Origin of the sequence: Micromonospora sp. WMMD729, assembly GCF_049315225.1 — a bacterium.
GTDB lineage: Bacteria > Actinomycetota > Actinomycetes > Mycobacteriales > Micromonosporaceae > Micromonospora.
This window is the reverse complement of sequence record NZ_CP186059.1, coordinates 1,313,496-1,336,544: the sequence shown is the minus strand read 5'-3', so window position 1 is coordinate 1,336,544 and position 23,049 is coordinate 1,313,496. Positions and strand designations below refer to the sequence as shown.

The following is a 23,049-nucleotide window of genomic DNA, read 5'->3' as shown; positions in this document are numbered from 1 at the left end:
TCAGGACCTCTCCGGTACGCGCCGACGCCGCCAGCCGCGGCGCGGCCGGTCGGTGTCCCGCTCGGCCAGCGCGCGGCGCTGGATCAGCGTGAGCACGATGATGATCAGGAACAACACGAACGAGATCGCCGCGCCGGAGCCGTAGTCGAAGTCCCGGAAGGCGGTCCGGTACGACAGGTACGCCGGGGTGAGGGTGGTCTTGGCCGGGTCGCCCTGGCTCATCACGTACACCTGGTCGAAGACCTGCCAGGAGCCGATCAGGCCGAGGGTGAGCACCAGGAAGGTGGTCGGCCTGATCATCGGCAGCGTGACGTACCGGAAGCGCTGCCAGCGGGACGCGCCGTCCAGGGTGCTCGCCTCGTCGAGGGTCACCGGGACGTTCTGGAGCCCCGCCAGGAACATCAGCATGAAGGTGCCGGAGGTCGTCCAGACGACCAGCGTGATGATCGAGATCATCGCGACGCTCGGGCCGGCCAGCCAGTCCCACCAGGTCAGCCCGAACGGGCCGCCGTCGGTCAGCGCCGCCGGGGGCGTGTCGACGCCGACCGCGCCGAGGAGCAGGTGCAGGACGCCCCGGGAGTCGGCGAACCACTCCGGTCCGTCGATGCCGAGGAAGCCGAGCAGCGCGTTCACCGCACCGGAGTTGGCGAACAGGAAGAGGAACACCACGCTGATCGCGACCGAGCTGGTGACCGAGGGGAAGTAGAAGGCGCTGCGGAAGAAGCTCTTGCCCTTGAGCATCCGGTTGTTGACGACCAGGGCCAGTCCCAGCGCGAGCACGGTCTGCGTCGGCACCACGATGGCCACGTAGTAGATGTTGTTGCGGATGCTGGTCATGAAGTCGCGCCGGGCCAGGCCGTCCTCGGTGAACAGCTGGGTGTAGTTGTGCGCGCCGACGAACGGGACGTCGCCGGTGAACGGGCTGCCCTGGCCGTTCCAGTCGGTCAGGCTGACCCAGAGCGCCATCAGGATCGGCAGCAGCAGGAACAGTCCCAGGATGACGATCACCGGCGCGACGAACAGCCAGCCGGCGAGGTTCTCGTTGCCGCGGACGCCACCTCGGCGGGGTCTTCCCCCGGACGCGGTTGCCCGGGCGGTCAGTGTCTCGGTTGCCATCTCCCCTCCCTTCCTCTCTCGAACCGACGTGCGGCGGGGGCCCGCTGGTCCGCGGGCCCCCGCCGAGCCGTCAGCTGCCGCCGAGCGCCGCCTTGGCGTTCTTGTCGAAGTTCTGCAGGATCGTCTTCGGGTCGCCGTTGGCCAGGCCCTGCAGACCGGTGTCGAGGTCCTTGAGGACGCTGTCCATCTTCGGCGCGTTCACCGGGCCCTGGGCGTACGCGGCACCGTCGATGAAGACCTTGTCGCCCGGGGAGGCGGCCGTGTACTGGTCGCGCACCGACTGCCGGGACGGCATGACACCGACCGCCTTGGCGAACGTCAACTGCTGCTCACCGCTGGTCATCGCCTCGACGAACTTGATCGCCTGGTCCTTGTACCTGCTCTTCGCCGCGATGCCCCAGCACTGCGTGAAGGAGAGCGTGCCCTGACCCTTCGGGCCGGCCGGCAGCGCCACCACCTTGTACTTCACGTTCGGGAAGTCGTTCTGCATGGCGCCCTTGATCCAGTTGCCCTCGATCGTCATCACGGCCTTGCCCTTGCCGAACGCCTCGCCGGACCAGCCCGAGTCGAGCTGCTTCGGGTACTTGGCCAGGCCGGAGGTGAGCAGGGTATTGACGTACTGAAGGGCCGACAGGTTCTCCGGGGTGTCGGCGGTGGGCTGCTTGCCGTCCTTGCTCAGCAGCCAGCCACCGTTCTGCACCAGGAAGGCGCCGATCCGGTCCCGGGTGTCGCCGAGCGCCAGCGCGACCTGCCCCTTCGCCTTGATCTTCTGGGCGGTCGCGGTGAGCTGGTCCCAGGTGGTCGGCACGTCGGCGTCGGTCAGCCCGGCCTTGGCCCACAGGTCGGTGTTGATCTGCAGGGCCAGGGTGGAGAAGTCCTTGGGCGCGCAGTAGAGCTTGCCGTCGTACGTGAACGTGGTGCGCAGGCTCTCGTAGAAGTCGTCCTTGTCCGAGAGCTTGTCGCCGTACGGCTCCAGCGCGCCGACGCTCGCGTAGTCGGCGAAGCGGGCCGCGTCGACGTAGAAGACGTCCGGCGGGGTGCCACCGGCGAGGGCCTGGCCGAGCTGCTGGGTGAGGTCCTGCGCGGGGGTGACCGTCGCGGTGTTGCCGGAACTGCTGGCCCACTTGGCGGCGGCGTCCTGGACGGCCTTGGTCTCGGCCTCGCCGGAGGAGCCGATGAGGATCTGCAGGCTGGCCGGGCCGCTGGACTGGGTGGCGTCGCCGGAGTCGTCGAAGCCGCTGCCGCAGGCCGCGGATCCGAACAGCGCGACGGCGGTGAGGCCGGCGACCGCTGCCCGGGTGAGGGTTCTGGGTGCCATGGTTTCTCCTGGTGGGGGGTGGGTTACGCGGTGTGCCGCAGGGCCAGCGAGGGCGCGAGCAGCACGGGGATGGGTGTCTGGTTGCCGTCGAGGACGCCGGTGAGCAGGTCCACGCAGCGGGCGGCGGCCTCGGCGAGGGGTTGGCTGACGCTGGACAGGCCGATGGCGGCGGCCACGGGCGTGTCGTCGAAGCCGAGCACCGACACCGGTGGGTCGAGGTCGCGGACGGCCTGGAGCGCGCCGAGCGCGAGCGAGTCGCTGGCGCAGACCACTGCGGTCGGCGGCTCGGCGGCGAGCAGGTCGCGCATGAGGCGTTCGCCCTCGGCGACGCCGTCCTCGGTCTCCCGGTGCAGTCCCGCCGGGTCGACACCGGCCGCGCGCAGGGTGTCGTGCCAGCCGGCACGTCGGTCGTCGCCGACGCCGGAGCCGGCCGGCCAGCCGATGAAGGCGATCCGTCGGTGCCCGGCGTCGAGCAGGTGCCGGGTGGCGGCGGCGGTGCCGGCCGCGCCGTCCACGTCGACCCACGGGTGCGCGTCGAGCGCGTCCCACGGCCGGCCGAACGTCACGAAGGGCACCTCCCGCTCGGCGAGCCAGGCGGTACGCGGGTCGCCGTACTTGGTGCCGACCAGCACGAACGCGTCCAGCTCGTACGTGCCGAGCAGGTCGTCGTAGGTGGCGATCTCCCGCTCGTCGTCGGTGGCGGTGTAGAGCAGCACCCGGTAGCCGGCGGCGTCGGCGGTCTCGGTGAGCCCGTGCAGGAAGCGGTCGAGCACCGAGCCGTTGATGCCGTCGCGGGTGGGTTCGATCCGGGCGGCGATGAGTCGGGACCGGCCGGTGCGCATCTGCCGGGCGGCCTGGTTGGCCCGGTAGCCGAGCGTGTTGATCGCGTCCTCGACCCGCTGGCGGGTCTCCTGCCGCACGATGTGCGGGGCGTTGAGCACGTTGGAGACCGTCTGGCGGCTCACGCGGGCGTGCCGGGCCACCGTTGCGATGGTTACCTTTTCGGGCACTTAATCCCTCTCGCCGTCTTGAACGATCCAATTCGGATAGTGCAGGATTAGAACGTTCAAGTTTCTGGAATGTTTCGCACTTTGCACCGCCCGGGGCGCGTTGTCAAGACATCCGCCCCGCACCCCGATGATCTGGAGCCGCACCGTGACCGAACGCCAGCTGCAACCCCTTCTGCACGAGTTGGTGGGGGTGGTGCTCGCCCCGACCAGCGCGCTGGGGGACGCGACCGGGCAGATCCGCCCGACCGGCGTCCAGGGGGTCTTCCACGCCGACGCCCGGGTGCTCTCCCGGGCCGAGCTACGGGTGGACGACCGGGAGTTGGAAGGGCTGACCCACGGCCAGGACGGCCCGCACGGCGCCCGGTTCGTGGGGCTGGCCCGCTGGCTCGGCGACCCCACCCCCGACCCCACCGTCCGCGTCGAGCGTTCCCGCCGGGCCACCCGCAACGGCCTCACCGAGGAGCTGCGGGTCGTCTCCACCGCCACGGTCGGCGTACGGGCCACGGTCACCGTCGACCTCGCCTGCGATCTGGCACCCATCGAAACCGTCAAGTCCGGTGGCGCTGCCGACGCGCTGGAGGCCAAGACCGGCCAGCCGGGCGAGCTCACCTGGGCCGCCGACGGAATCACCGTCACCGTCACCGCCCCGGACGCGGACGTGCTCGCCACCGACGAACGAGCCACCGTGCCCCGGCTGACCTGGCCGATCGACCTGCCTCCGGGGGGCGAGACGGTGCTGCGCTGGCAGTTGGCCGTCACGGACCCCCGCGCCGTGGTGGTCGGCCCGATCGGCGAGCCGGAGTGGGCCCGGCCGGCGGTGACCGCCGACGACCGGCGGCTGGTCCGGCTCCTCGACCGCAGCCTGGACGACCTGCGCGGGCTCCGCCTGGCCGAGACCGGTGCTCCCGGGGACGTCTTCCTGGGCGCCGGCGTCCCCTGGTTCCTCACCCTGTTCGGTCGGGACAGCCTCTGGGCCGCCCGGATGATGCTGCCCCTCGGCACCGACCTGGCCGCCGGCACCCTGCGCGTCCTGGCCCGCCGCCAGGGCCTCCGGCACGACCCGGCCACCGGCGAGGACCCCGGCAAGATCCTGCATGAGCTGCGCCGGCACGAGTTCGCGGTGCCCGGCAACGGCCTGCACCTCCCGCCGGCCTACTACGGCACCGTCGACGCCACCATGCTCTGGGTCAACCTGCTGTACGACGCGTGGCGCTGGGGCCTCGACGCCGAGCAGGTCGAGCCGTTGCTGCCGCACCTGGAGGCCGCGCTGCGCTGGCTCGGCGAGCACGCCGACCCGGACGGTGACGGCCTCGTCGAGTACGTCGACACCACCGGCCACGGCCTGTCCAACCAGGGCTGGAAGGACTCCGGGGACGCCGTACGCTTCCACGACGGCACCCTGGCCACCGCGCCGATCGTGCTGGCCGAGGTGCAGGCGTACGCGCACGAGGCGGCGGTGAACGGCGCCGCCCTGTTGGACGCCTTCGGCCGCCCGGGCGCGGACCGGTGGCGCGAACACGCCGCCGCCCTGGCCCGCCGGTTCCGGGAGAGCTTCTGGGTCGACGGCCGGTACGGTCCGCAGCCCGCCCTGGCCCTCGACCGCGCCAAGCGGCCCGTCGACTCGCTGACCAGCAACATCGGTCACCTGCTGGGCACCGGCCTGCTCGACGCCGACGAGGAGGCGCAGGTCGCCCGCCTGCTCACCACGGACGCCATGGCCGGTGGCTTCGGGCTACGGACGATGTCCACCGACGACGCCGGCTTCAGCCCGCTGTCGTACCACTGCGGTTCGGTCTGGACCCACGACACCGCAATCGTGCTCGCCGGGCTGGCCCGCGCCGGGCACCGGACGGCGGCCCTCGGTCTGGCCGAGGGCCTGCTCTCGGCGGCCGAGGCGTTCGACTACCGGATGCCCGAGCTGTACGGCGGCGACGACCGGGCGCTGCTGGCCCGCCCGGTGCCGTACCCGGCGGCCTGCCGTCCCCAGGCGTGGTCCGCGGCGGGAGCGGTCCTGCTGCTCCAGGCCGCGACGGGCCTCTACCCGGACGTGCCCGGTGGCACGGTCCGACTGACCCCGCTGGCCGGCCCCGAACTCGGCGCGGTGAGCGCCACCAACCTCCGGGTAGCCGGCGAACCGGTGAGCGTCACGGTCGACCACACCGGAAAAACCGAGGTGATCGGCCTGCCCACCCCGCTGACCCCCACGATCCCCACCCAACGCACCCCAAAAACCCCAACCCCACCCCCCCTCCCACTGACCCCGCCCACCCCACCCCGCCCCGCCCCCGGCCCGTCGATCATGGAGTAGTGGTGGGCGAAAGCTCCATACCTGCCCCTTCTGCGGAAACGCGAGGTCCGCGCAGTCCCCGCGATCTTGCAGTTTGTGTTGCCGAGATGGGCGGGATTGCCGTCTTTGTCGCGACAGAAACTGCAAGATCGCGAGGGCGGCGGGGCGGGGCGGGGGGGCGGGCGGGGTCAGTCGAGGAGGGGGTCTAGGCCGATGGTGAGGCCGGGGCGGGTTCGTACCGCTCTTACGGCCAGCAGTACGCCGGGCATGAACGACACCCGGTCGTACGAGTCGTGCCGGATCGTCAACGTCTCGCCGGTGCCGCCGAACAGCACCTCCTGGTGGGCGACCAGCCCGGTGGCGCGTACGGCGTGCACCCGTACCCCGTCGATGTCGGCGCCGCGCGCGCCCGGCACCTCGTCTTTCGTCGCGTCCGGAACCGGGCCGAGGCCCGCCTCGGCGCGGGCCCGGGCGATCTGCCGGGCGGTGTGGGTGGCGGTGCCACTCGGGGCGTCCAACTTGCGCGGGTGGTGCTGCTCGATGATCTCGACCGACTCGAAGTGCCGGGCGGCCCGCGCGGCGAACTGCATCATCAGCACCGCGCCGATGCCGAAGTTCGGGGCGATGACGACGCCCACCTCGGGCCGGTCGGCCAGCCAGCCGCGTACCTGATCGAGCCGCTGCTCGGTGAAGCCGGTGGTGCCGACGACCGCGTGGATGCCCTGACCGATGGCCCACCGGAGGTTGTCCATGACCACGTCCGGCGTCGTGAAGTCGACGACCACCTGGGCGGCGGACGCGGCGTCGAGGCCGTCGCCCTGGTCGATCGCTGCGGCCAGTTCGAGATCGCCAGCGGAGTCGACGGCCTTGCAGACCTCGACGCCCATCCGACCACGGGCACCGAACACGCCGACCCGGGTCTTCCCCTGCTCGTCAGTCACGGGGCACAACCTATCCCAATCGGGACGCGGCGGGTCAGGCGGAGGCGGTCAGCCGGAGAAGTCGCCCTCGCCGAACGGGCCGACGACGGCCAGCGACATCGGGCGGCTCAGCAGCTCCGCGGCGAGGACGTTGACGTCCTCGACGGTGACCCCGTCGACCCGGCGGAGCAGCTCGTCCACCGGCATCAGGTCGCCGTAGAGCAGCTCCCCCTTGGCCAGTCGACTCATCCGCGAGCCGGTGTCCTCGAGGCCCAGCACGAACGAACCCTTGCTCATGCCCTTGCCCCGGGCCACCTCGGCCTCGGTCAACCCGTCGGCGGCCACCCGGGCCAGCTCGGCGCGGGTCAACGCCAGCACCTCGTCCACCTTGCCCGGCGCGCAGCCGGCGTAGACGGCGAACAGGCCGCTGTCGGCGTACTGGCTGGCGTAGGAGTAGACCGAGTACGCGAGGCCGCGCTGCTCCCGGATCTCCTGGAAGAGCCGGCTGGACATGCCGCCGCCGAGCACATTGTTGAGCACCCCGAGGGCGAAGCGCCGGTCGTCGGTGCGGTCGATGCCGGGGCAGCCGAGGATGACGTGCGCCTGCTCGGTCTCCTTCGGCTCGACCAGGGTGGCGGCCGGCTTGGTGCGTACCGCCGGGGTGGCCGCGCGGTGCGTGGCCGGCGCGGCCGGGTCGCTGTCCAGCGGCGTGCCGCGCACGGCCTGGCGGACCAGCTTGACCACGGCGGCGTGATCGAGGTTGCCGGCGGCGGCGATGACGATCTGCGGGGCGGTGTAGCGGTTCCGGTAGAAACTCTGGATCTGCCGGCGGGTCATCGGCGTGACGGTCTCCTCGGTACCGGAGATCAGCCGACCCAGCGGGTGGTCGCCGTAGACGGCCCGGGCGAAGAGGTCGTGCACCTCGTCACCGGGCTCGTCGTCGTGCATGGCGATCTCCTCCAGGATCACGCCCCGCTCGGTCTCCACGTCGGCCGGCTCGATCAGGGAGTCGGCGACGAGGTCGCACATCACGTCGATCGCCAGCGGCAGGTCCTCGTCCAGCACGCGGGCGTAGTAACAGGTGTATTCCTTCGTGGTGAAGGCGTTCGTCTCACCACCGACCGCCTCGATCTGCGAGGAGATCTCCAGCGCGGTCCGCTTGTGGGTGCCCTTGAAGAGCAGGTGCTCCAGGAAGTGCGCGGCACCGGCCTGCGGACGGGTCTCGTCCCGCGAGCCCACCGCCACCCAGATGCCGAAGGAGACGCTGCGCATCGTCGGGATCGCCTCGGTCAGCACGCGCAGGCCGCTGGGCAGCACGGTACGTCGTATCGTGCCGCCCAGCGGGTCGTCGCTGAGCGTCCGGGTGACCGCCCGGGCGGTGCCGCCGGAGCGGCCCGCCGCGGTGTCCCGAGACGGTGCCACCCCCCGTCGATCCGGTGGAAACGGCACACTGAAGGCCCGACTCACGTGTTGCTCCCGGTTCGACGAGGGGTGGGTGTTGCAGGTGCTGCTGGTCAGCTGTGCCGGGTACGGCGACGCGGACGCTCGCCGCCCTCGCCACCACCCTCGCCGCCGCCCTCGCCACGGTCACCGCGCTCCGGGCCACGCCCGCCACGGTCACCGCCACGCTCGCGGTCACCCCGGTCCCGCGGACCCCGGTCGCCCCGGTCCCGGCCGGACGGACGGTCGCCACCGGCGGCCTCACCGGCGGCCGGCGCCTCGGCGCCCTCCGGACGGACCTTGTCCAGGTAGATCTTGCCGCGGGCGTCGATGTCCGCGATCTCGACCTCGACCCGGTCGCCGACGTTGAGGAAGTCCTCGACACGCTCGACGCGCTTGCCGTCGCCCACCTTGGAGATGTGCAGCAGGCCGTCGCGACCCGGCAGCAGCGAGATGAACGCGCCGAACGCGGCGGTCTTGACCACCGTGCCGAGGAACCGCTCGCCCTGCTTCGGCAGCGTCGGGTTGGCGATCCCGTTGATCCGGTCAACGGCCGCCTGGGCCGCCGGCCCGTTGGTCGCGCCGACGTAGATCGTGCCGTCGTCCTCGATGGAGATCTCGGCGCCGGTCTCGTCCTGGATCGCGTTGATGGTCTGACCCTTCGGGCCGATCACCATGCCGATCTTGTCCACCGGGATCTTGACGGTGGTGACCCGCGGCGCGTAGTCGGACATCTCGGCCGGCGACTCGATGGCCGCCTTCATCACGCCGAGGATGACCTGTCGGGCCTCGTTGGCCTGCTGCAACGCGGCGGCCAGCACGTCCGACGGGATGCCGTTGAGCTTGGTGTCGAGCTGGAGCGCGGTCACGAACTCCGGCGTGCCGGCGACCTTGAAGTCCATGTCGCCGAACGCGTCCTCGGCACCGAGGATGTCGGTCAGCGTCACGTACTCGGTCTTGCCGTCGACCTCGTCGGAGATGAGGCCCATGGCGATGCCGGCGACCGGCGCCTTCAGCGGCACACCGGCCGAGAGCAGGCCCAGCGTCGAGGCGCAGACCGAACCCATCGAGGTGGAGCCGTTGGAGCCGAGCGCCTCGGAGACCTGCCGGATGGCGTACGGGAACTCCTCGCGCGACGGCAGCACCGGGATCAGCGCCCGCTCGGCGAGCGCGCCGTGCCCGATCTCGCGCCGCTTCGGCGAACCGACCCGGCCGGTCTCACCGGTCGAGTACGGCGGGAAGTTGTAGTTGTGCATGTAGCGCTTGCGGTTCTCCGGGGAGAGCGTGTCCACCATCTGCTCCATGCGGAGCATGTTCAGCGTGGTGACGCCCAGGATCTGGGTCTCACCGCGCTCGAACAGCGCCGAACCGTGCACCCGGGGCAGAACGCCGACCTCGGCGGTCAGCGGCCGGATGTCGCGCGGGCCACGGCCGTCGATGCGGACCTGCTCACGCAGCACGCGGCTGCGCACCTCGGACTTGGTGAGCGACCGGAAGGCGGCGGACAGCTCCTTCTCGCGGCCCTCGAAGCGGGCGCCCAGCTCCTCGGCGACCCGGGCCTTGACCCGGTCCAGGGCCTCCTCGCGGTCGGCCTTGCCGGCGATGGTGAGCGCCTCGGCGACCTCGCCACGGGCCAGGTCGGACACGGCGTCGAACACGTCGTCCTGGTAGTCCAGGAAGACCGGGAACTCGGCGACCGGCTTGGCGGCGACCTCGGCCAGCTCGGCCTGCGCCCGGCACAGCTCGCGGATGGCCGGCTTGGCGGCCTCCAGGCCGCTCGCCACGACCTCCTCGGTCGGCGCGACGGCGCCGCCCGCGATCAGGGTCACGGCGTTCGGGGTGGCCTCGGCCTCGACCATCATGATCGCGACCTCGCCGTCGGCGAGGGTACGGCCGGCCACGACCATGTCGAAGGTGGCCCGGGCCAGCTCCTCCAGGGTCGGGAAGGCGACCCACTGGCCGTCGATGTGCGCGACGCGGGTCGCGCCGATCGGGCCGGAGAACGGCAGGCCGGAGAGCTTGGTCGACATCGAGGCGGCGTTGATCGCCACGACGTCGTACGGGTGCGCCGGGTCGAGCGCGAGGACGGTCTCGACGACCTGGACCTCGTTGCGCAGGCCCTTGACGAACGACGGGCGCAGCGGCCGGTCGATCAGGCGGCAGGTGAGGATGGCGTCCTCGCTGGGCCGGCCCTCACGGCGGAAGAACGAGCCGGGGATGCGGCCCGCGGCGTACATCCGCTCCTCGACGTCGACGGTCAGCGGGAAGAAGTCGAACTGCTCCTTCGGCTGCTTGCCGGCGGTGGTGGCGGAGAGGACGACCGTCTCGCCCAGCTGGGCGATGACGGAACCGGCGGCCTGGCGGGCCAACCGGCCGGTGGAGAAAGTGATCTCGCGGGTGCCGAAGGACCCGTTGTCGATCACAGCGGTGCGGGATTCGGTGCCGAGTTTGGTCTCGGTCATGTGCTGTCGTGCTCCTTCGCGTCGTGGGCCCGCGACGTCGGGGAGCTGCTCAGCCGGCCGGTCTTCGATCGAAGCGCCCGGGTGGCCGGCGTGCTGCCGGGTTCCCGGGGGCCACTACCGGAGACCGGTACGCTGACCGGCTCCCTCTCGGGTTGGTCGCGCGGCCCGTGTTTCTTCCAGGTGGGACGCGGTACGGGGGAGCGACCGAACGGCCACTCCCCCGTCACGTCACCGGCGCAGACCGAGCCGCTCGATGAGCGTCCGGTAGCGGGCAATGTCCTTCTTCTGGACGTAGTTGAGCAGCCGACGGCGACGGCCGACCAGCAGCAGCAGCCCACGGCGGCTGTGGTGGTCGTGCTTGTGCACCTTCAGGTGCTCGGTCAGCTCGGCGATCCGCTTGGTGAGGACCGCGACCTGCACCTCCGGCGAACCGGTGTCGCCCTCGGCGGTCGCGTACTCCGCGCGGATGCTGGCCTTGGCTTCCTGGTCGAGCGCCATGTTCTCCCTGTTTCAGTGGGTTGATCAAGTGGGTGTCCGTCGTCCCGATCGGGACCGGAACGGACCGGTTCCTCGCACCCGCGGCGTCGAGCAGGCACGCGAGGCCCCACGCCGGTCACCCGACGTTCCCGCAAGACTACCAGCACCCACCGGTAACACCCGGCCAAGGGCCCGCGCGGCCCGGTGAATGATCAGCTCAGCGCGCGCCGGGTGCGCTCCACGTCCTCTTCGATCTGGGCGATCAGCGGCTCGATCGAGTCGTACCGGACCTGCCCGCGCAGGTGCGTCACGAAGTCCAGGGCCAGCCGCTCGCCGTAGAGATCACCGGAGAAGTCCAGCGCGTACGCCTCGACCCGCCGCTCCCGGCCGGAGAAGGTGGGATTGGTGCCGACCGAGACCGCGGCCATCAGCGGCTCGGGCTGGCCCCGACGGATCATCCGGGCCGCGTACACGCCGTCGGCGGGTACCGCCGCGTACCGGTGGCAGAGCAGGTTCGCGGTGGGGAAGCCGAGCACCCGGCCGCGCTGGTCACCACGGACCACCACACCCTCCACCCGGTGCGCGCGACCCAGCGCTGCCGCCGCGGTGCCCACGTCGCCCGCGTCGACGCAGGAGCGGATGTACGTGGAGGAGAAGACCGTGCCGTCCGCCGCGATCAGCGGGCTGCCCTCCACCCCGAAGCCGAAGGTCTGACCCAGCCGCTCCAGCAGCGCCACGTCGCCGGCGGCGCGGTGCCCGAAGCGGAAGTTGTCGCCGACCACCACCAGCGACGCGTGCAGGTGCTCGACCAGGATGTCGTGTGCGAACTGCTCGGGTGGCAGCCGGGAGAACTCGGGGGTGAACGGCACCACGCAGAGCACGTCCACGCCGAGGGCCTCGATCAACTCGGCCTTGCGGCCCGGCTCGGTGAGGATCGCGGGGTGTGAGCCGGGACGCACCACCTCGGCCGGGTGCGGGTCGAACGTGACCACCACCGACTGCACGCCCAACTCCCGGGCGCGGGCCACGGCGTGCCCGATGGTCGCCTGGTGCCCCTTGTGCACGCCGTCGAAGACGCCGATGGTGACGACCGAGCGCCCCCATCCGCCGGGCGCCGCGTCGTACCCCCGCCACCGCTGCATGCCAATCCTCCCCTGCTGTCCCGCCGTCGGCGGGTCGACTGCGCCGGCCGGGTGCCGGCGGACCTGCGTCCCGCCGTCAGGCCGGGGCGAGCACGATCTCCGCGCGGGCCCGGCCGTCCCGCTCGCTGACGATAGCGATCAACCCCCCGGTGGGGCCGAAGACGGCGTACGGCCCGGCGATGCCGGCCGGGTCCAGCGGCCCGCCGTGGCCGAGCACCTTCGCCTCGTCGGGGGACGCGTTTCGGCGGGGGAAGAACCGGTCGGCCGCCGCGTCCAGTGGCAGGTTCACCACCTCCGGGGCGCGCTCCTCGAGCTGGTCGAGGGTGGCCGCCTCGGCGAGGGCGAAGCCACCCACCGCGGTCCGGCGCAGCGCGGTGAGGTGCCCACCGACGCGCAGGGCCAGGCCGGCGTCCCGCGCGATGGCCCGGATGTACGTGCCCGAGGAGCAGGTCACGTCGATGTCCACGTCCACCACGTCCGGCTCGTCCCGGCGGATCGCCAGCACCTCCAGCCGGGAGATGGTGACCCGACGCGCGGGCAGGTCGACGCTCTCGCCGTCGCGTACCCGCTTGTACGCCCGCTGCCCGTCGATCTTGATGGCGCTGACCGCGCTCGGCACCTGGTCGACCTCGCCGGTCAGCGCGGTCAGCGCGGCGCGGACCGCGTCGTCGGTGACCTGACCGGCCGGAGTGGTGGCGATGACGTCACCCTCGGCGTCGTCGGTGACGGTGGCCTGACCCAGGCGGATGGTGCCGGTGTAGCTCTTGCCCGCCCCGATCACGTAGGTCAGCAGCCGGGTGGCCCGGCCGACGCCGATCACCAGCACGCCGGTGGCCATCGGGTCGAGGGTGCCGCCGTGCCCGACGCGGCGGGTCTTCGCCAGCCGGCGGATCCGCGCCACCACGTCGTGCGACGTCATGCCGCCGGGCTTGTCGACCACGATCAGACCATCGGTGCTCACGTCGCCCAAGCCTGCCAGACGCGGGCACCGGTCAGCGGACGGCCCCGACCACCGCCCAGCCGCCGGAGCGCATCCGCAGCAGCAGGCCGACCAGCCGGATCACCACGAGCAGGGTCAGGCCCGCCCAGATGCCACCGAGTCCCAGGTTGAGCGCGTACGCCGACCAGATGGCCGGCAGGAAGCCGCCGAGCGCCGCCACGATGGTGAGGTTGCGCAGGTAACGGACGTCACCGGCGCCGATCAACACGCCGTCGAGGGCGAACACCACCCCGGCCAGGGGCAGCATGGCGACGAACCACGGCCAGGCGATCGCGGCCTGCTCACGGACCTGCCCGTCGGAGCTGAACCAGGACGGTACGACGCCCGCGCCGGCGGCGATGACCAGGGCGAAGGCGACGCCGCAGAGGCCGCCGAGCAGCCCGATCCGGCGGGCCAGCGCCCGGGCCCCCGCCGCGTCGCCGGCCCCGAGGGCCGCACCGACCAGGGACTGCGCGGCGATGGCGAGGGCGTCGAGCACCAGCGCCGTGAAGAACCACAGTTGCAGGGCGATCTGGTGGGCGCCGACGGCGGCGGCGCCGAACCGGGCGGCGACGGCCGTCGCGGAGAGGAAGCTGGCCTGGAACGCCAGGCCCCGGATCAACAGGTCCCGGCTGAGCACCAGCTGGTCGCGGATCAGACGCGGCCGGGGCCGCAGCGACACCCGCTCGGCGACCAGTGCCCCGGCGAAGAGCACGCCGGAGAGGGTCTGCGCGACCGCGTTGGCGACCGCCGAGCCGGTCAGGCCCAGGCCGACGGGATAGACCAGCAGCGGGCAGAGCAGCGCGGAGACCAGGTTGGGGCCGAGCACGAAGAACAGCGGACGGCGGGTGTCCTGCACGCCGCGCAGCCAGCCGTTGCCGGCCGCGGCGAGCAGCAGGCCGGGAGCGCCGAGCGCCGCGACACGCAGCCACGCAGCGGCGGCGTCGGCCACGTCGCCACCACCTCCGGCGAGGGTACGCGCCAACGCGCCCCCGCCGATCTGCATGCCGATCGCCACCAGCAGTCCGACGCCGAGCGCCAGCCAGGACGACTGCACTCCCTCGGCCACCGCCGCCGCCCGGTCGCCGGCGCCGAAGCGACGGGCCGAGCGCCCCGTGGTGCCGTACGCGACGACCGTCCCGAGCCAGGCGGTGAGCGTCATCACCGTGCCGCCGACGGCGAGCGCGGCGAGGGGCACCCGACCGAGGTGCCCGACCACTGCCGTGTCGACGAGCACGTAGAGCGGTTCGGCGGCGAGCACCACGAGCGCCGGCAGCGCGAGGCTGGCGATCCGGCGTGGTGAGGCGGATCGGTCGACGGTGGCGGTCTGGCTCATCGCCGCCGATCGTGACACGAGCGCGGTAAGGAGGGCAAGCGTGTCAGGGGCTTACCCCTCGCGCCGAGCGAGCAGCGGCTTCCACTCTCGTCGATCTTGCACTTTGTGCTGGCGAAATGCGGCTTCGGGTCGGGCTTGTCGCCGCAGTAAGTGCAAGATCGGCAGAACGGGGTGGAGGGGGTTACTGACGGGTGTCCATCGACGTCTGCAGCGCGCGGCGGGCCTGCTCGCGGGCGTCGTCGGTGGTCTCGGGCTTGGGCTTGTTCGCCATGGTGGCGCTCCTTCCAGGGTGCGAGCCACCGGCGCGCGGCGGCCCTCACGGGCGGTCGTGCTGCGCGCCCCACGGCGGTCCGGGGTTACCGGAGCAGCCGACTGGGCAGCGAGAGCCCGGGTCGATCCGACCCTGGAGGGAGGCAGCGCGAGGTGTGGCACCGCCACCCACGACCTGCACCACAACCCGGTGCCGGCCGCTTCCCAAGTTATCGTTCAGGTCCATATGCTGCCCACGGTTCCCGCCATTTGGACGGTCAGCAACCCGCTTCAGCGGGCCAGAAAGTGCCACCCCAGCCACCACCAGAAGCCGAACAGACCGATCCTGCCCACCGGCACCGACCCCACCTCGTAGCGCATCACGTACGCGCACATGTCGCTCATCGTCGGGATCCGGGAGCCCTCCCGGCGGGCCAGCACCTCGATGCCGGCGAAGAGGACGAGGGCGGTCACGAAGCCGCCGATCGCGAGCGCCCGCATCATCGCCGCACCAGTCCCCAGAACGCGGCCAACCAGGCGAACCACGCCACCGATCGGGTCAAATGATCTTCCAGCAGGGGGTCGGCGAGCCGGGAGAAGGTGGGAAAGTCGTCGCCCACCGCGAGCACGAAGGTCGCGCCTTCGAAGACACCGAAGATCACCACCGGCAGCGCCCACCAGGCCGCCCCCGCGCCCAGCCGGGGCGGCGCCGGACGTCGGGGCACCCGGTTGCTCAGACCGAGCCAGATCAACACCCCGCCGGTGCCCAGCGTGTAGAGATTCGCCTCGGTGGAGAACGACGCGAACCGGCCCCCGACGAGGGACAGGCAGAGCAGGACCGGAACGGAGACGGCGGGCCGGTCCCAGGCTCGGGGGGCCTCCACGGTGAGGTCGTGCGGCTGCTCCATCCCGCAATTCTTCCCGGTCTCACGCAGCGCGGGAAGGCCAACACTCCCCGGAGCTGACCCTGATCTTGCCGACCCGACCACCCATGCCGGCGCGACGGGCGGACCGCGACAGGTCAGCCGACGGCGGGAATCAGCGCCCCGGCCAGCTCACCGCGGATCGCCTCGACCACCTGCTCGGCACTGCCCCGTCCGGTGAACCCGGCCGCGAACGTGTGGCCACCCCCACCCAGCGCGACCGCCACCCGGCTGACGTTCACCGCGCCCTTGCTCCGCATCGACACGGCCCACTCGGCGGGCGCGGTCTGCTTCAACACGCAGCTCACGTCCGCCTCCGCGGTGCACCGCACCGAGTCGATGAGCGCCTCCAGCACGTACGGCCGCTGGTCGTGGCGGGCCAGGTCGTCGAGGGTCGCGAAGGTCCACACCAGCCCTCGACCGTCGGCGGCGGCCGGCTCCAGCCGGGCCCGGCCGAGCACCTCTCCGAAGAGTCGCACCGCGCCGAAGGGTCGGGTGTCGAAGACGCGCCGAGAGATGTCACCGGGCGAGATGCCGGTGGCCAGCAGCCGGGCGGCCAACTGATGTACGGCCGGGGTGGTCGCCTCGAAGCGGAACGAGCCGGTGTCCGTGGTCAGCGCCACGTACAGGCATTCGGCGATGGCCCGGTCCACCGTCACGCCCAGCCGGGTCAACAGCCGATCGGCGACCACCGACGTCGCGGCGGCCCCCGGGTCGACCAGGTTGACCTTGCCGAAGCCCGGGTTCGAGGCGTGGTGGTCGAGCACCAGCGCGGCGCCGGCCGTCGACAACCGGTCCGCCAGCTCGCCGAGTCGCGACTCGCTGGCCGCGTCGAAGCAGATCACCAGGTCCGGCGCCGGGTCGGCGTCGCTCGCCGGGACCAGAAGCTCCATCCCGGGCAGGCCCCGGAACGGCTCGGGCACCTCCGGTGGCCCGGGAAAGGTCGCCTGCAACCGGTGTACGCCGAGCTGGCGCAGGCCCAGACCGAAGCCGAGCATGCTGCCCAGCGCGTCACCGTCCGGGTTGACGTGGCAGACCAGCAACACCCGGCCGGTCGACGGGAGGGCGCGGATCAGCGCCTCGGCCGCCGCCCAGTCCGCCTCGGACGGGCCGACGTCGACCGTCGCGGCGAGTTGGGCACCGGCAGCGCCCGTCACCGCGCCGCCCCACCCCGGGGGTTCTCCGTGACGTCGGCGTCCTCGGCGTCCTCGCTGTCCTCGTCGGCCTCGTCGTCGACCCGGTACGGCTGCGCGTCGCCCGCGTACTCGGCCCGGGCGGCGAGCCGCTGCACCTCCGCGTCGGCGTTGCGGGCGGCGGCGAGCAGGTCGTCGATGTGCTTGACCTGGTCCTGCACGTCGTCCAGGACGAACGTCAGCGTCGGCGAGTGCCGCAGCCCGAGCGCCTTACCGACCGTGCTGCGCAGCAGCCCCTTGGCGCTCTCCAGAGCCGCCGCGGTGTCCGCCTGGGCCACCGCGTCACCCAGCACCGTGTAGAAGACCGTCGCGTCGCGCAGGTCGGCGGTGATCCGCGCGTCGGTGATGGTGATCATGCCCAGGCGCGGGTCCTTGATCTGGCTCCGCACCACCGAAGCAACCAGCTCACGCACTCGTTCCGCGTGCCGGCGTACCTTGGCCGGATCAGACATCTCGCCACCTCCACGGCGTCCCGCTCCCGGCCGGCCCGACGGGCCCGGAGGCCGCCGGCCGACCGGCCAACATCTCGAACACTACCTTCGCGGCGGCGCCGGTCGCCGGGCACCGCCGGCCCCGTGGGTCAGTCGTCGTCCACGCCGTACAACCGGCGTCGCACCGACAGCAGTTCGACCTCGGGACGGGCGGCCACCAGGTGCTCACAGGAGTCGAGCACCTCGCGGACATGCGCCGCCTCCGCGGCGACCACGGCCACCGCTATCTCCGCCCGACCGTGCAGGTCGAGCGCACCCACCTCGGCGGCCGAAACCTCGAAGCGGCGCAGCGCCGCCACGATCGGCCGTACATATGATCTCTTGGCTTTGAGCGACCGGGAGTCACCCGGCAGCAGCAGGTCGAAGACCGCGGTTCCGGTAAACATCGACCCGGACGATACCGCCAACTGACCCCGCATGATCAAGGGGTTTACGCCGGCCGGCGTAAACCCCTTGATCAGCGTGTCACTGCCGGATCAGGCGCGAACCTTCTCCCGCATCTCGAAGGTCTCGATGACGTCGCCGACCTGGACGTTGTTGTAACCACCCAGGGTCAGACCGCACTCGAAGCCCTCGCGGACCTCGGTGGCGTCGTCCTTGAACCGCTTGAGCGAGGTGATCGTGAGATTGTCCGCCACGACCGTCCCGTCCCGAAGCAGCCGAGCCTTCGCGTTGCGTCGGATGATGCCCGACCGGACGATGCAACCGGAGATGTTGCCGATCTTGGACGAGCGGAACACGTCGCGGATCTCCGCGGTGCCCAGCTCGGCCTCCTCGTACTCCGGCTTGAGCAGGCCCTTGAGCGCTGCCTCGATCTCCTCGATGGCCTGGTAGATGACGGTGTAGTACCGGATCTCCACGCCCTCGCGGTCGGCCATCTCGCGGACCTTGTTCGAGGCCCGCACGTTGAAGCCGATGATCGTGACCGGCTCGGACGACGCGCTCGCGAGCATGACGTTGCTCTCGGTGATCGCGCCGACGCCCCGGTCGAGGACCTTGAGCTGAACCTCCTCGGGAATATCGAGGTTGAACAGCGCGTCCTCCAGGGCCTCCACCGAACCGGAGACATCGCCCTTGAGGATGAGGTTGAGCGACGTCTTCTCGCCCTCCTTGAGCTGCTCCATGAGCGTCTCGAGGGTGGCCCGACCACGGGAGTTGGCGAATGCCGCCGCCCGCCGCCGTGCCTGGCGCTGCTCGGCGATCTGCCGCACCGTGCGGTCGTCCGCCGCCGCGAGGAACGTGTCACCCGCGCCGGGCGGCGCGGTCAGACCCAGGACCATGACCGGACGCGCGGGCCCGGCCTCGGAGACCTGGTTGCCGTTCTCGTCGAGCATGGCCCGGACCCGGCCGTGGGCCCCACCGGCGACGATCGAGTCGCCCGCCCGCAGGGTGCCCTTCTGCACCAGCACCGTGGCCACCGCACCGCGACCCTTGTCCAGGTGCGCCTCGATGGCCACACCCTGCGCCGGCCCGTCGATCGGAGCGGTCAGCTCCAGCGACGCGTCGGCGGTGAGCAGGACGGCCTCGAGCAGTTCCTCGATACCGATGCCCGGCTTCGCGGCCACGTTGACGAACATGGTGTCGCCGCCGTACTCCTCGGCGACCAGGCCGTACTCGGTCAGCTGCTGGCGGACCTTGTCCGGGTTGGCCTCCGGCTTGTCGACCTTGTTGACCGCGACCACGATCGGCACGTCGGCCGCCTTGGCGTGGTTCAACGCCTCGATGGTCTGCGGCATGACGCCGTCGTCGGCCGCGACCACGAGGATCACGATGTCCGTCACCTGGGCACCACGGGCACGCATGGCGGTGAACGCCTCGTGACCCGGGGTGTCGATGAAGGTGACCGCGCGGTCCTCGCCCTCGTGCGGGACGTGCACCTGGTACGCGCCGATGTGCTGGGTGATGCCACCCGCCTCACCGGCCACCACGTTCGCCTTACGGATGGCGTCGAGCAGCTTGGTCTTACCGTGGTCGACGTGACCCATGACGGTCACCACCGGCGCACGGCTGACCAGGCGCTCCTCGGCCACCTCGGCGTCGAGGTCGATGTTGAACTGCGCGAGCAGCTCGCGGTCCTCGTCCTCCGGGCTGACGATCTGGATGTCGAAGCCCAGGTGCTCACCCAGCAGCTGCAGGGTGTCGTCGGAGCAGGACTGGGTCGCGGTGACCATCTCGCCCAGGTTGAACATCTCCTGGACCAGCGAACCCGGGTTGGCGTTGATCTTGTCGGCGAAGTCCGACAGCGAGGCGCCACGGGAGAGCCGGACGACCTGACCCTGACCCCGGGGCGCACCCGAGCTCATGGTCGGAGCCGACAGGTTGTCGAACTCCTGTCTGCGCTGCTTCTTGGACTTGCGGCCACGCGTCGGCCGACCACCCGGACGCCCGAAGGCACCCGCGGCGCCGCCGCCACGACCACGACCACCCGCACCCGGACGACCGCCGCCGCCGGCCGGACCACCCGGACGGAAACCGCCACCGGGAGCACCGCCACCGCCGCCGGGACCGCCACGGTAGCCACCGCCACCACCGGCACCGCCGCCGCCACCGGGGCCGCCGCGGTAACCGCCGCCGCCACCACCGGGACCGCCACGGAAGCCGCCGCCACCGCCACCGGGACGACCCGCGCCGCCACCGGGGCGACCCGCGCCACCGGGGCCGGGACGACCGGCGGCCGGACGCTGACTCGGCATGGACGCCGGGCTCGGCCGCGGCGGCATGGAGTTCGGGCTCGGCCGCGGCGGCATGCCCGCCGGGCTGTTCGGCCGGGGGCCACCCGCGCCGGCGGCCGGGGGCCGCTGCTGCTGCTGACCGCCCTGGATGCCGAACGGGTTGTTGCCGGCGCCGCGCGCCGGCGGGCGACCGCCCGGCCGGGCACCCGGACCCGGGGTCGGCGCGCTCGGTCGAGCGGCCGGCGAACCGGGACGGGGCGGCATCGCCGCGGGACCCGGCCGAGGACCGGGCCGGTTGCCGTCGGCCGGGGGCTCCCGGCGGACGGGGTTCTCCCGCTGCTGCTGGCGGGCGGCCTGCGCGGCCTTGACCGCGGCCTCCTGCTCAGCCTTCAGCGCGGCGGCACGCGCCTCCGCGGCCGCCACCTCGATGTCGTGGGCACTCGCCGGCTTGGCGACCGGGGCCGCCGACTGCGGCGCACCGGGCACCGGACCCTTGGGCTTCGGACCGGGCACCGGCGCGGCCGGCCGCCGAGGCGGCATCGGCTTGGCCGAGACCCGGGGCGCGCCCGGGGTCGGGGACGGCGTCGGGGTCGGCGTCGAAGCCGGCGTCGGCGCGGGCGCCGACGGGGCGGCCGGCGCCGGAGCACCGGCGGACGCGACGAATGCGTTCCTCAGCCGTCGGGCGACGGGCGCCTCGACCGTGCTGGACGCGGACTTGACGAACTCGCCCATCTCCTTGAGCTTGGCGAGAACGGTCTTACTCTCGACCCCGAGCTCTTTTGCAAGCTCGTGTACGCGGGCCTTGCCTGCCACTGCACTCCTCACTCCGAGGTCGTGCGGGCAGCACCCGCAGCGACCTCACTCGTGCACTTGAAGCCTGGTCATTTCAGGGACTTCATCGTGTGCTCATGTCGGTCGTCCTACCCTGCTAGCGACCCTCGCCCGGTCGGGCTGACCGGACGTAGTGGTTGGCGCATCGACGTGCTCTGCCAGCACACCGTGGTCGAGGACCTCGGTGATGCGCAGCGCTCGCCCGAAGGCGCGGCGCCGCACCGCCAGCGCGAAGCAGGCCGGATCCGGGTGCATGTTCGCTCCCCGACCCGGCAGCCTGCGGCGCGGATCAGGCCGGAGGCTGTGACCAGCCTCGTCCCCAATCGCGACGACCCGCAGCAATTCGCTGGCCGGCGCACGTTTCCGGCAGCCCACACAGGTGCGCTCCGGCTGCGCGCGTCGTACCACTGGAAGAAGTCTACCCCTAGCTGCCCGAGATCGCGCCGCCCGGCTCCGGCACGTGATCCGCTGCCCCCCGCGCCGCCGGGGCGGTCTGCTCCGCGTCGGACCGGATGTCGATCCGCCAACCGGTCAACCGGGCGGCAAGGCGGGCATTCTGCCCCTCGCGGCCGATGGCGAGCGAGAGCTGGAAATCCGGGACGGTCACCCGGGCGGCCCGTCCGGCAAGGTCCACCACCTCGACCCGCAGCGCCTTGGCCGGCGACAACGCGTTCCCGACGAAGGTGGCCGGGTCGTCCGACCAGTCGATGATGTCGATCTTCTCGCCGTGCAGCTCGCTCATCACCGCCCGCACCCGCTGACCCATCGGGCCGATGCAGGCGCCCTTGGCGTTCACGCCCGGGGTGGTGGAGCGGACGGCGATCTTCGTACGGTGACCTGCCTCACGGGCGATCGCGCCGATCTCGACGGTGCCGTCGGCGATCTCCGGCACCTCCAGCGCGAACAGCTTCTTGACCAGCCCCGGGTGCGAGCGGGACAGGGTGATCTGCGGCCCGCGCATGCCCTTGGCCACGTGCACCACCACGCACCGGATGCGCTCGCCGTGCGCGTACCGCTCGCCGGGCACCTGCTCGGACTGCGGCAGGACACCCTCCAGCTTGCCCAGGTCGACGCTGACGATGCCCTTCTCGATACGCGTCTCGTGCGCCTGCACCACACCGGTGATCAGGTCACCCTCGCGGCCCACGTACTCGCCGAAGTGCACCTCGTCGGTGGCCTCCCGCAGGCGCTGCAGGATCACCTGCTTGGCGGTCATGGCGGCGATCCGGCCGAAGTCGTGCGGGGTGTCGTCCCACTCCCGCACCAGCGAGCCGTCGGCGTCCATCTCCTGCGCGTACACCAGGGCCGCGCCGGACTTGCGGTCGATCTCCACCCGGGCGTGCGGCTCGGCGCCGTCGGTGTGCCGGTAGGCGGTCAGCAACGCGGTCTCGATCGCCGCGAGGATCGTGTCGAACGGGATCTCCCGCTCGCGCTCGAGTGCGCGCAGCGCCGCGAGGTCGATGTTCACCTCTCCTCGTCCTCCACATCATCATCGTCGTCGATGTCGTCTGCATCGTCGTACTCGTCGGTCTCGTCCGCGTCGTCGAACTCGTCCGGCTCGCCCAGCTCGGCGAGGCGGGTGAACTCGACCTGCACCCGGCCCGGGCCCAGCTGGGCGTACGCCCACTGCGCCGCGCCGCCGTCGGTCTCCAGCCGGACACCCTCGTCGTCGGCCCCGAGCACCCGGCCGGTCACCTGGCGGTCCCCGGCGGGCTGCTCGCCCCGCTGACCGGGCAGCGCCGCGGCGCCCCGGACGGTGACCTTGACCAGTCGGCCCACGTTGCGTCGCCAGTGCCGGGGCAGGGTGAGCGGCCGGTCCACACCGGGCGAGCTGACCTCGAGCTGGTACTCCCCGGCGACGATGTCGCCGTCGGCCTCCTCGGCCGCGTCCAGCGCCTTCGAGACCGCCCGGGAGACGTCCGCTACGGCGTCCAGGTCGATCCCGCCGTCCGCGTCCACGATCACCCGCACCACGTGCCGGCGGCCGGCCCGGGAGACCGACAGGTCCTCCAGGTCGTAACCCACGCCGTTGACCACCGGCTCGATCACGGTCCGCAACCGGGTACGCCGGGCCGCGAGATCACCGCCGCCGCGCGGACCGCGGGGACCCGCGTCGTCGCGGGGTCGACCCGTCGACCTGGTGGCACGGCCACGCTGCGTCATGTACGCACCTTTCCCTGGTCGATGAGGGACGTCGTCCCGC

The 23,049-nt window shown here is 72.1% G+C and carries 20 protein-coding genes; 1 reads left to right on the top strand and 19 read right to left on the bottom strand.

The window, feature by feature from the left end:
* The 3 genes from ACN263_RS06170 to ACN263_RS06160 all read right to left on the bottom strand — a co-directional run bounded on the left by ACN263_RS06170 (position 1) and on the right by ACN263_RS06160 (position 3,444).
* The gene (locus ACN263_RS06170; protein ID WP_422738855.1) at positions 1-1,116 is read right to left on the bottom strand and encodes a carbohydrate ABC transporter permease; all 1,116 of its coding nucleotides are present in this window, start codon (positions 1,114-1,116) and stop codon (positions 1-3) included.
* Positions 1,117-1,186: 70 nt separating this feature from the next.
* Positions 1,187-2,434, bottom strand: coding sequence for a sugar ABC transporter substrate-binding protein (locus tag ACN263_RS06165; RefSeq protein WP_422738854.1), 1,248 nt, complete (start codon positions 2,432-2,434; stop codon positions 1,187-1,189).
* A gap of 23 nt (positions 2,435-2,457) precedes the next feature.
* Entirely contained in the window at positions 2,458-3,444 is a 987-nt protein-coding gene (locus ACN263_RS06160) for a LacI family DNA-binding transcriptional regulator (RefSeq protein ID WP_422738853.1), read from the bottom strand.
* Positions 3,445-3,589: 145 nt separating this feature from the next.
* On the opposite strand from ACN263_RS06160, the gene ACN263_RS06155 reads away from it, so the two are divergent.
* Positions 3,590-5,752: a glycogen debranching N-terminal domain-containing protein gene (locus tag ACN263_RS06155; RefSeq protein WP_422738852.1), complete on the top strand. Its 2,163-nt coding sequence runs from the start codon at positions 3,590-3,592 to the stop codon at positions 5,750-5,752.
* 167 nt (positions 5,753-5,919) lie between these two features.
* On the opposite strand, the gene dapB is transcribed toward ACN263_RS06155, so the two are convergent.
* The 16 genes from dapB to rimP all read right to left on the bottom strand — a co-directional run bounded on the left by dapB (position 5,920) and on the right by rimP (position 23,009).
* Positions 5,920-6,672 carry a 4-hydroxy-tetrahydrodipicolinate reductase gene (dapB, locus tag ACN263_RS06150; RefSeq protein WP_422738851.1) on the bottom strand — a complete coding sequence of 251 codons (753 nt, stop codon included), beginning with the start codon at positions 6,670-6,672 and terminating at the stop codon, positions 5,920-5,922.
* Between the two features lie 48 nt (positions 6,673-6,720).
* Positions 6,721-8,118, bottom strand: a complete 1,398-nt coding sequence (locus ACN263_RS06145) for a M16 family metallopeptidase (protein ID WP_422738850.1) — start codon at positions 8,116-8,118, stop codon at positions 6,721-6,723.
* 47 nt (positions 8,119-8,165) lie between these two features.
* On the bottom strand, positions 8,166-10,553 hold the full coding sequence (locus ACN263_RS06140) for a polyribonucleotide nucleotidyltransferase (RefSeq protein ID WP_422738849.1): 2,388 nt from the start codon (positions 10,551-10,553) through the stop codon (positions 8,166-8,168).
* Between the two features lie 228 nt (positions 10,554-10,781).
* Positions 10,782-11,051, bottom strand: coding sequence for a 30S ribosomal protein S15 (gene rpsO / locus ACN263_RS06135; protein WP_007456699.1), 270 nt, complete (start codon positions 11,049-11,051; stop codon positions 10,782-10,784).
* Between the two features lie 191 nt (positions 11,052-11,242).
* The gene (locus tag ACN263_RS06130; RefSeq protein WP_422738847.1) at positions 11,243-12,172 is read right to left on the bottom strand and encodes a bifunctional riboflavin kinase/FAD synthetase; all 930 of its coding nucleotides are present in this window, start codon (positions 12,170-12,172) and stop codon (positions 11,243-11,245) included.
* Positions 12,173-12,248: 76 nt separating this feature from the next.
* Positions 12,249-13,133, bottom strand: a complete 885-nt coding sequence (truB, locus tag ACN263_RS06125; protein ID WP_422738845.1) for a tRNA pseudouridine(55) synthase TruB — start codon at positions 13,131-13,133, stop codon at positions 12,249-12,251.
* A gap of 31 nt (positions 13,134-13,164) precedes the next feature.
* Complete coding sequence (locus ACN263_RS06120; protein ID WP_422738844.1) at positions 13,165-14,487, bottom strand: MATE family efflux transporter; 1,323 nt, start codon at positions 14,485-14,487, stop codon at positions 13,165-13,167.
* A gap of 540 nt (positions 14,488-15,027) precedes the next feature.
* Positions 15,028-15,237 (bottom strand): DUF6186 family protein, encoded by a 210-nt coding sequence (locus tag ACN263_RS06115; protein WP_422740609.1) that lies wholly within the window; start codon positions 15,235-15,237, stop codon positions 15,028-15,030.
* Positions 15,237-15,644 carry a hypothetical protein gene (locus ACN263_RS06110; RefSeq protein ID WP_355051646.1) on the bottom strand — a complete coding sequence of 136 codons (408 nt, stop codon included), beginning with the start codon at positions 15,642-15,644 and terminating at the stop codon, positions 15,237-15,239. Before ACN263_RS06110 ends, ACN263_RS06115 begins: the two co-directional genes overlap by 1 nt.
* Positions 15,645-15,757: 113 nt before the next feature.
* A complete protein-coding gene (locus ACN263_RS06105; RefSeq protein ID WP_422738843.1) occupies positions 15,758-16,816 on the bottom strand; it encodes a DHH family phosphoesterase in 1,059 nt (352 codons plus the stop codon).
* Positions 16,813-17,304 (bottom strand): 30S ribosome-binding factor RbfA, encoded by a 492-nt coding sequence (rbfA, locus tag ACN263_RS06100; RefSeq protein ID WP_422738842.1) that lies wholly within the window; start codon positions 17,302-17,304, stop codon positions 16,813-16,815. The genes ACN263_RS06105 and rbfA overlap by 4 nt, the downstream gene beginning before the upstream one ends.
* 128 nt (positions 17,305-17,432) lie before the next feature.
* Complete coding sequence (locus ACN263_RS06095; RefSeq protein WP_039905658.1) at positions 17,433-17,729, bottom strand: DUF503 domain-containing protein; 297 nt, start codon at positions 17,727-17,729, stop codon at positions 17,433-17,435.
* Between the two features lie 90 nt (positions 17,730-17,819).
* Complete coding sequence (gene infB, locus ACN263_RS06090) at positions 17,820-20,828, bottom strand: translation initiation factor IF-2 (protein ID WP_422738841.1); 3,009 nt, start codon at positions 20,826-20,828, stop codon at positions 17,820-17,822.
* Positions 20,829-20,921: 93 nt separating this feature from the next.
* A complete protein-coding gene (locus tag ACN263_RS06085) occupies positions 20,922-21,254 on the bottom strand; it encodes a YlxR family protein (RefSeq protein WP_234584282.1) in 333 nt (110 codons plus the stop codon).
* A 16-nt stretch (positions 21,255-21,270) separates the two neighbouring features.
* Positions 21,271-22,314 (bottom strand): transcription termination factor NusA, encoded by a 1,044-nt coding sequence (gene nusA, locus ACN263_RS06080; protein ID WP_422738840.1) that lies wholly within the window; start codon positions 22,312-22,314, stop codon positions 21,271-21,273.
* A complete protein-coding gene (gene rimP, locus ACN263_RS06075) occupies positions 22,311-23,009 on the bottom strand; it encodes a ribosome maturation factor RimP (protein ID WP_422738839.1) in 699 nt (232 codons plus the stop codon). The genes nusA and rimP overlap by 4 nt, the downstream gene beginning before the upstream one ends.
* Positions 23,010-23,049: the final 40 nt, after the last annotated feature.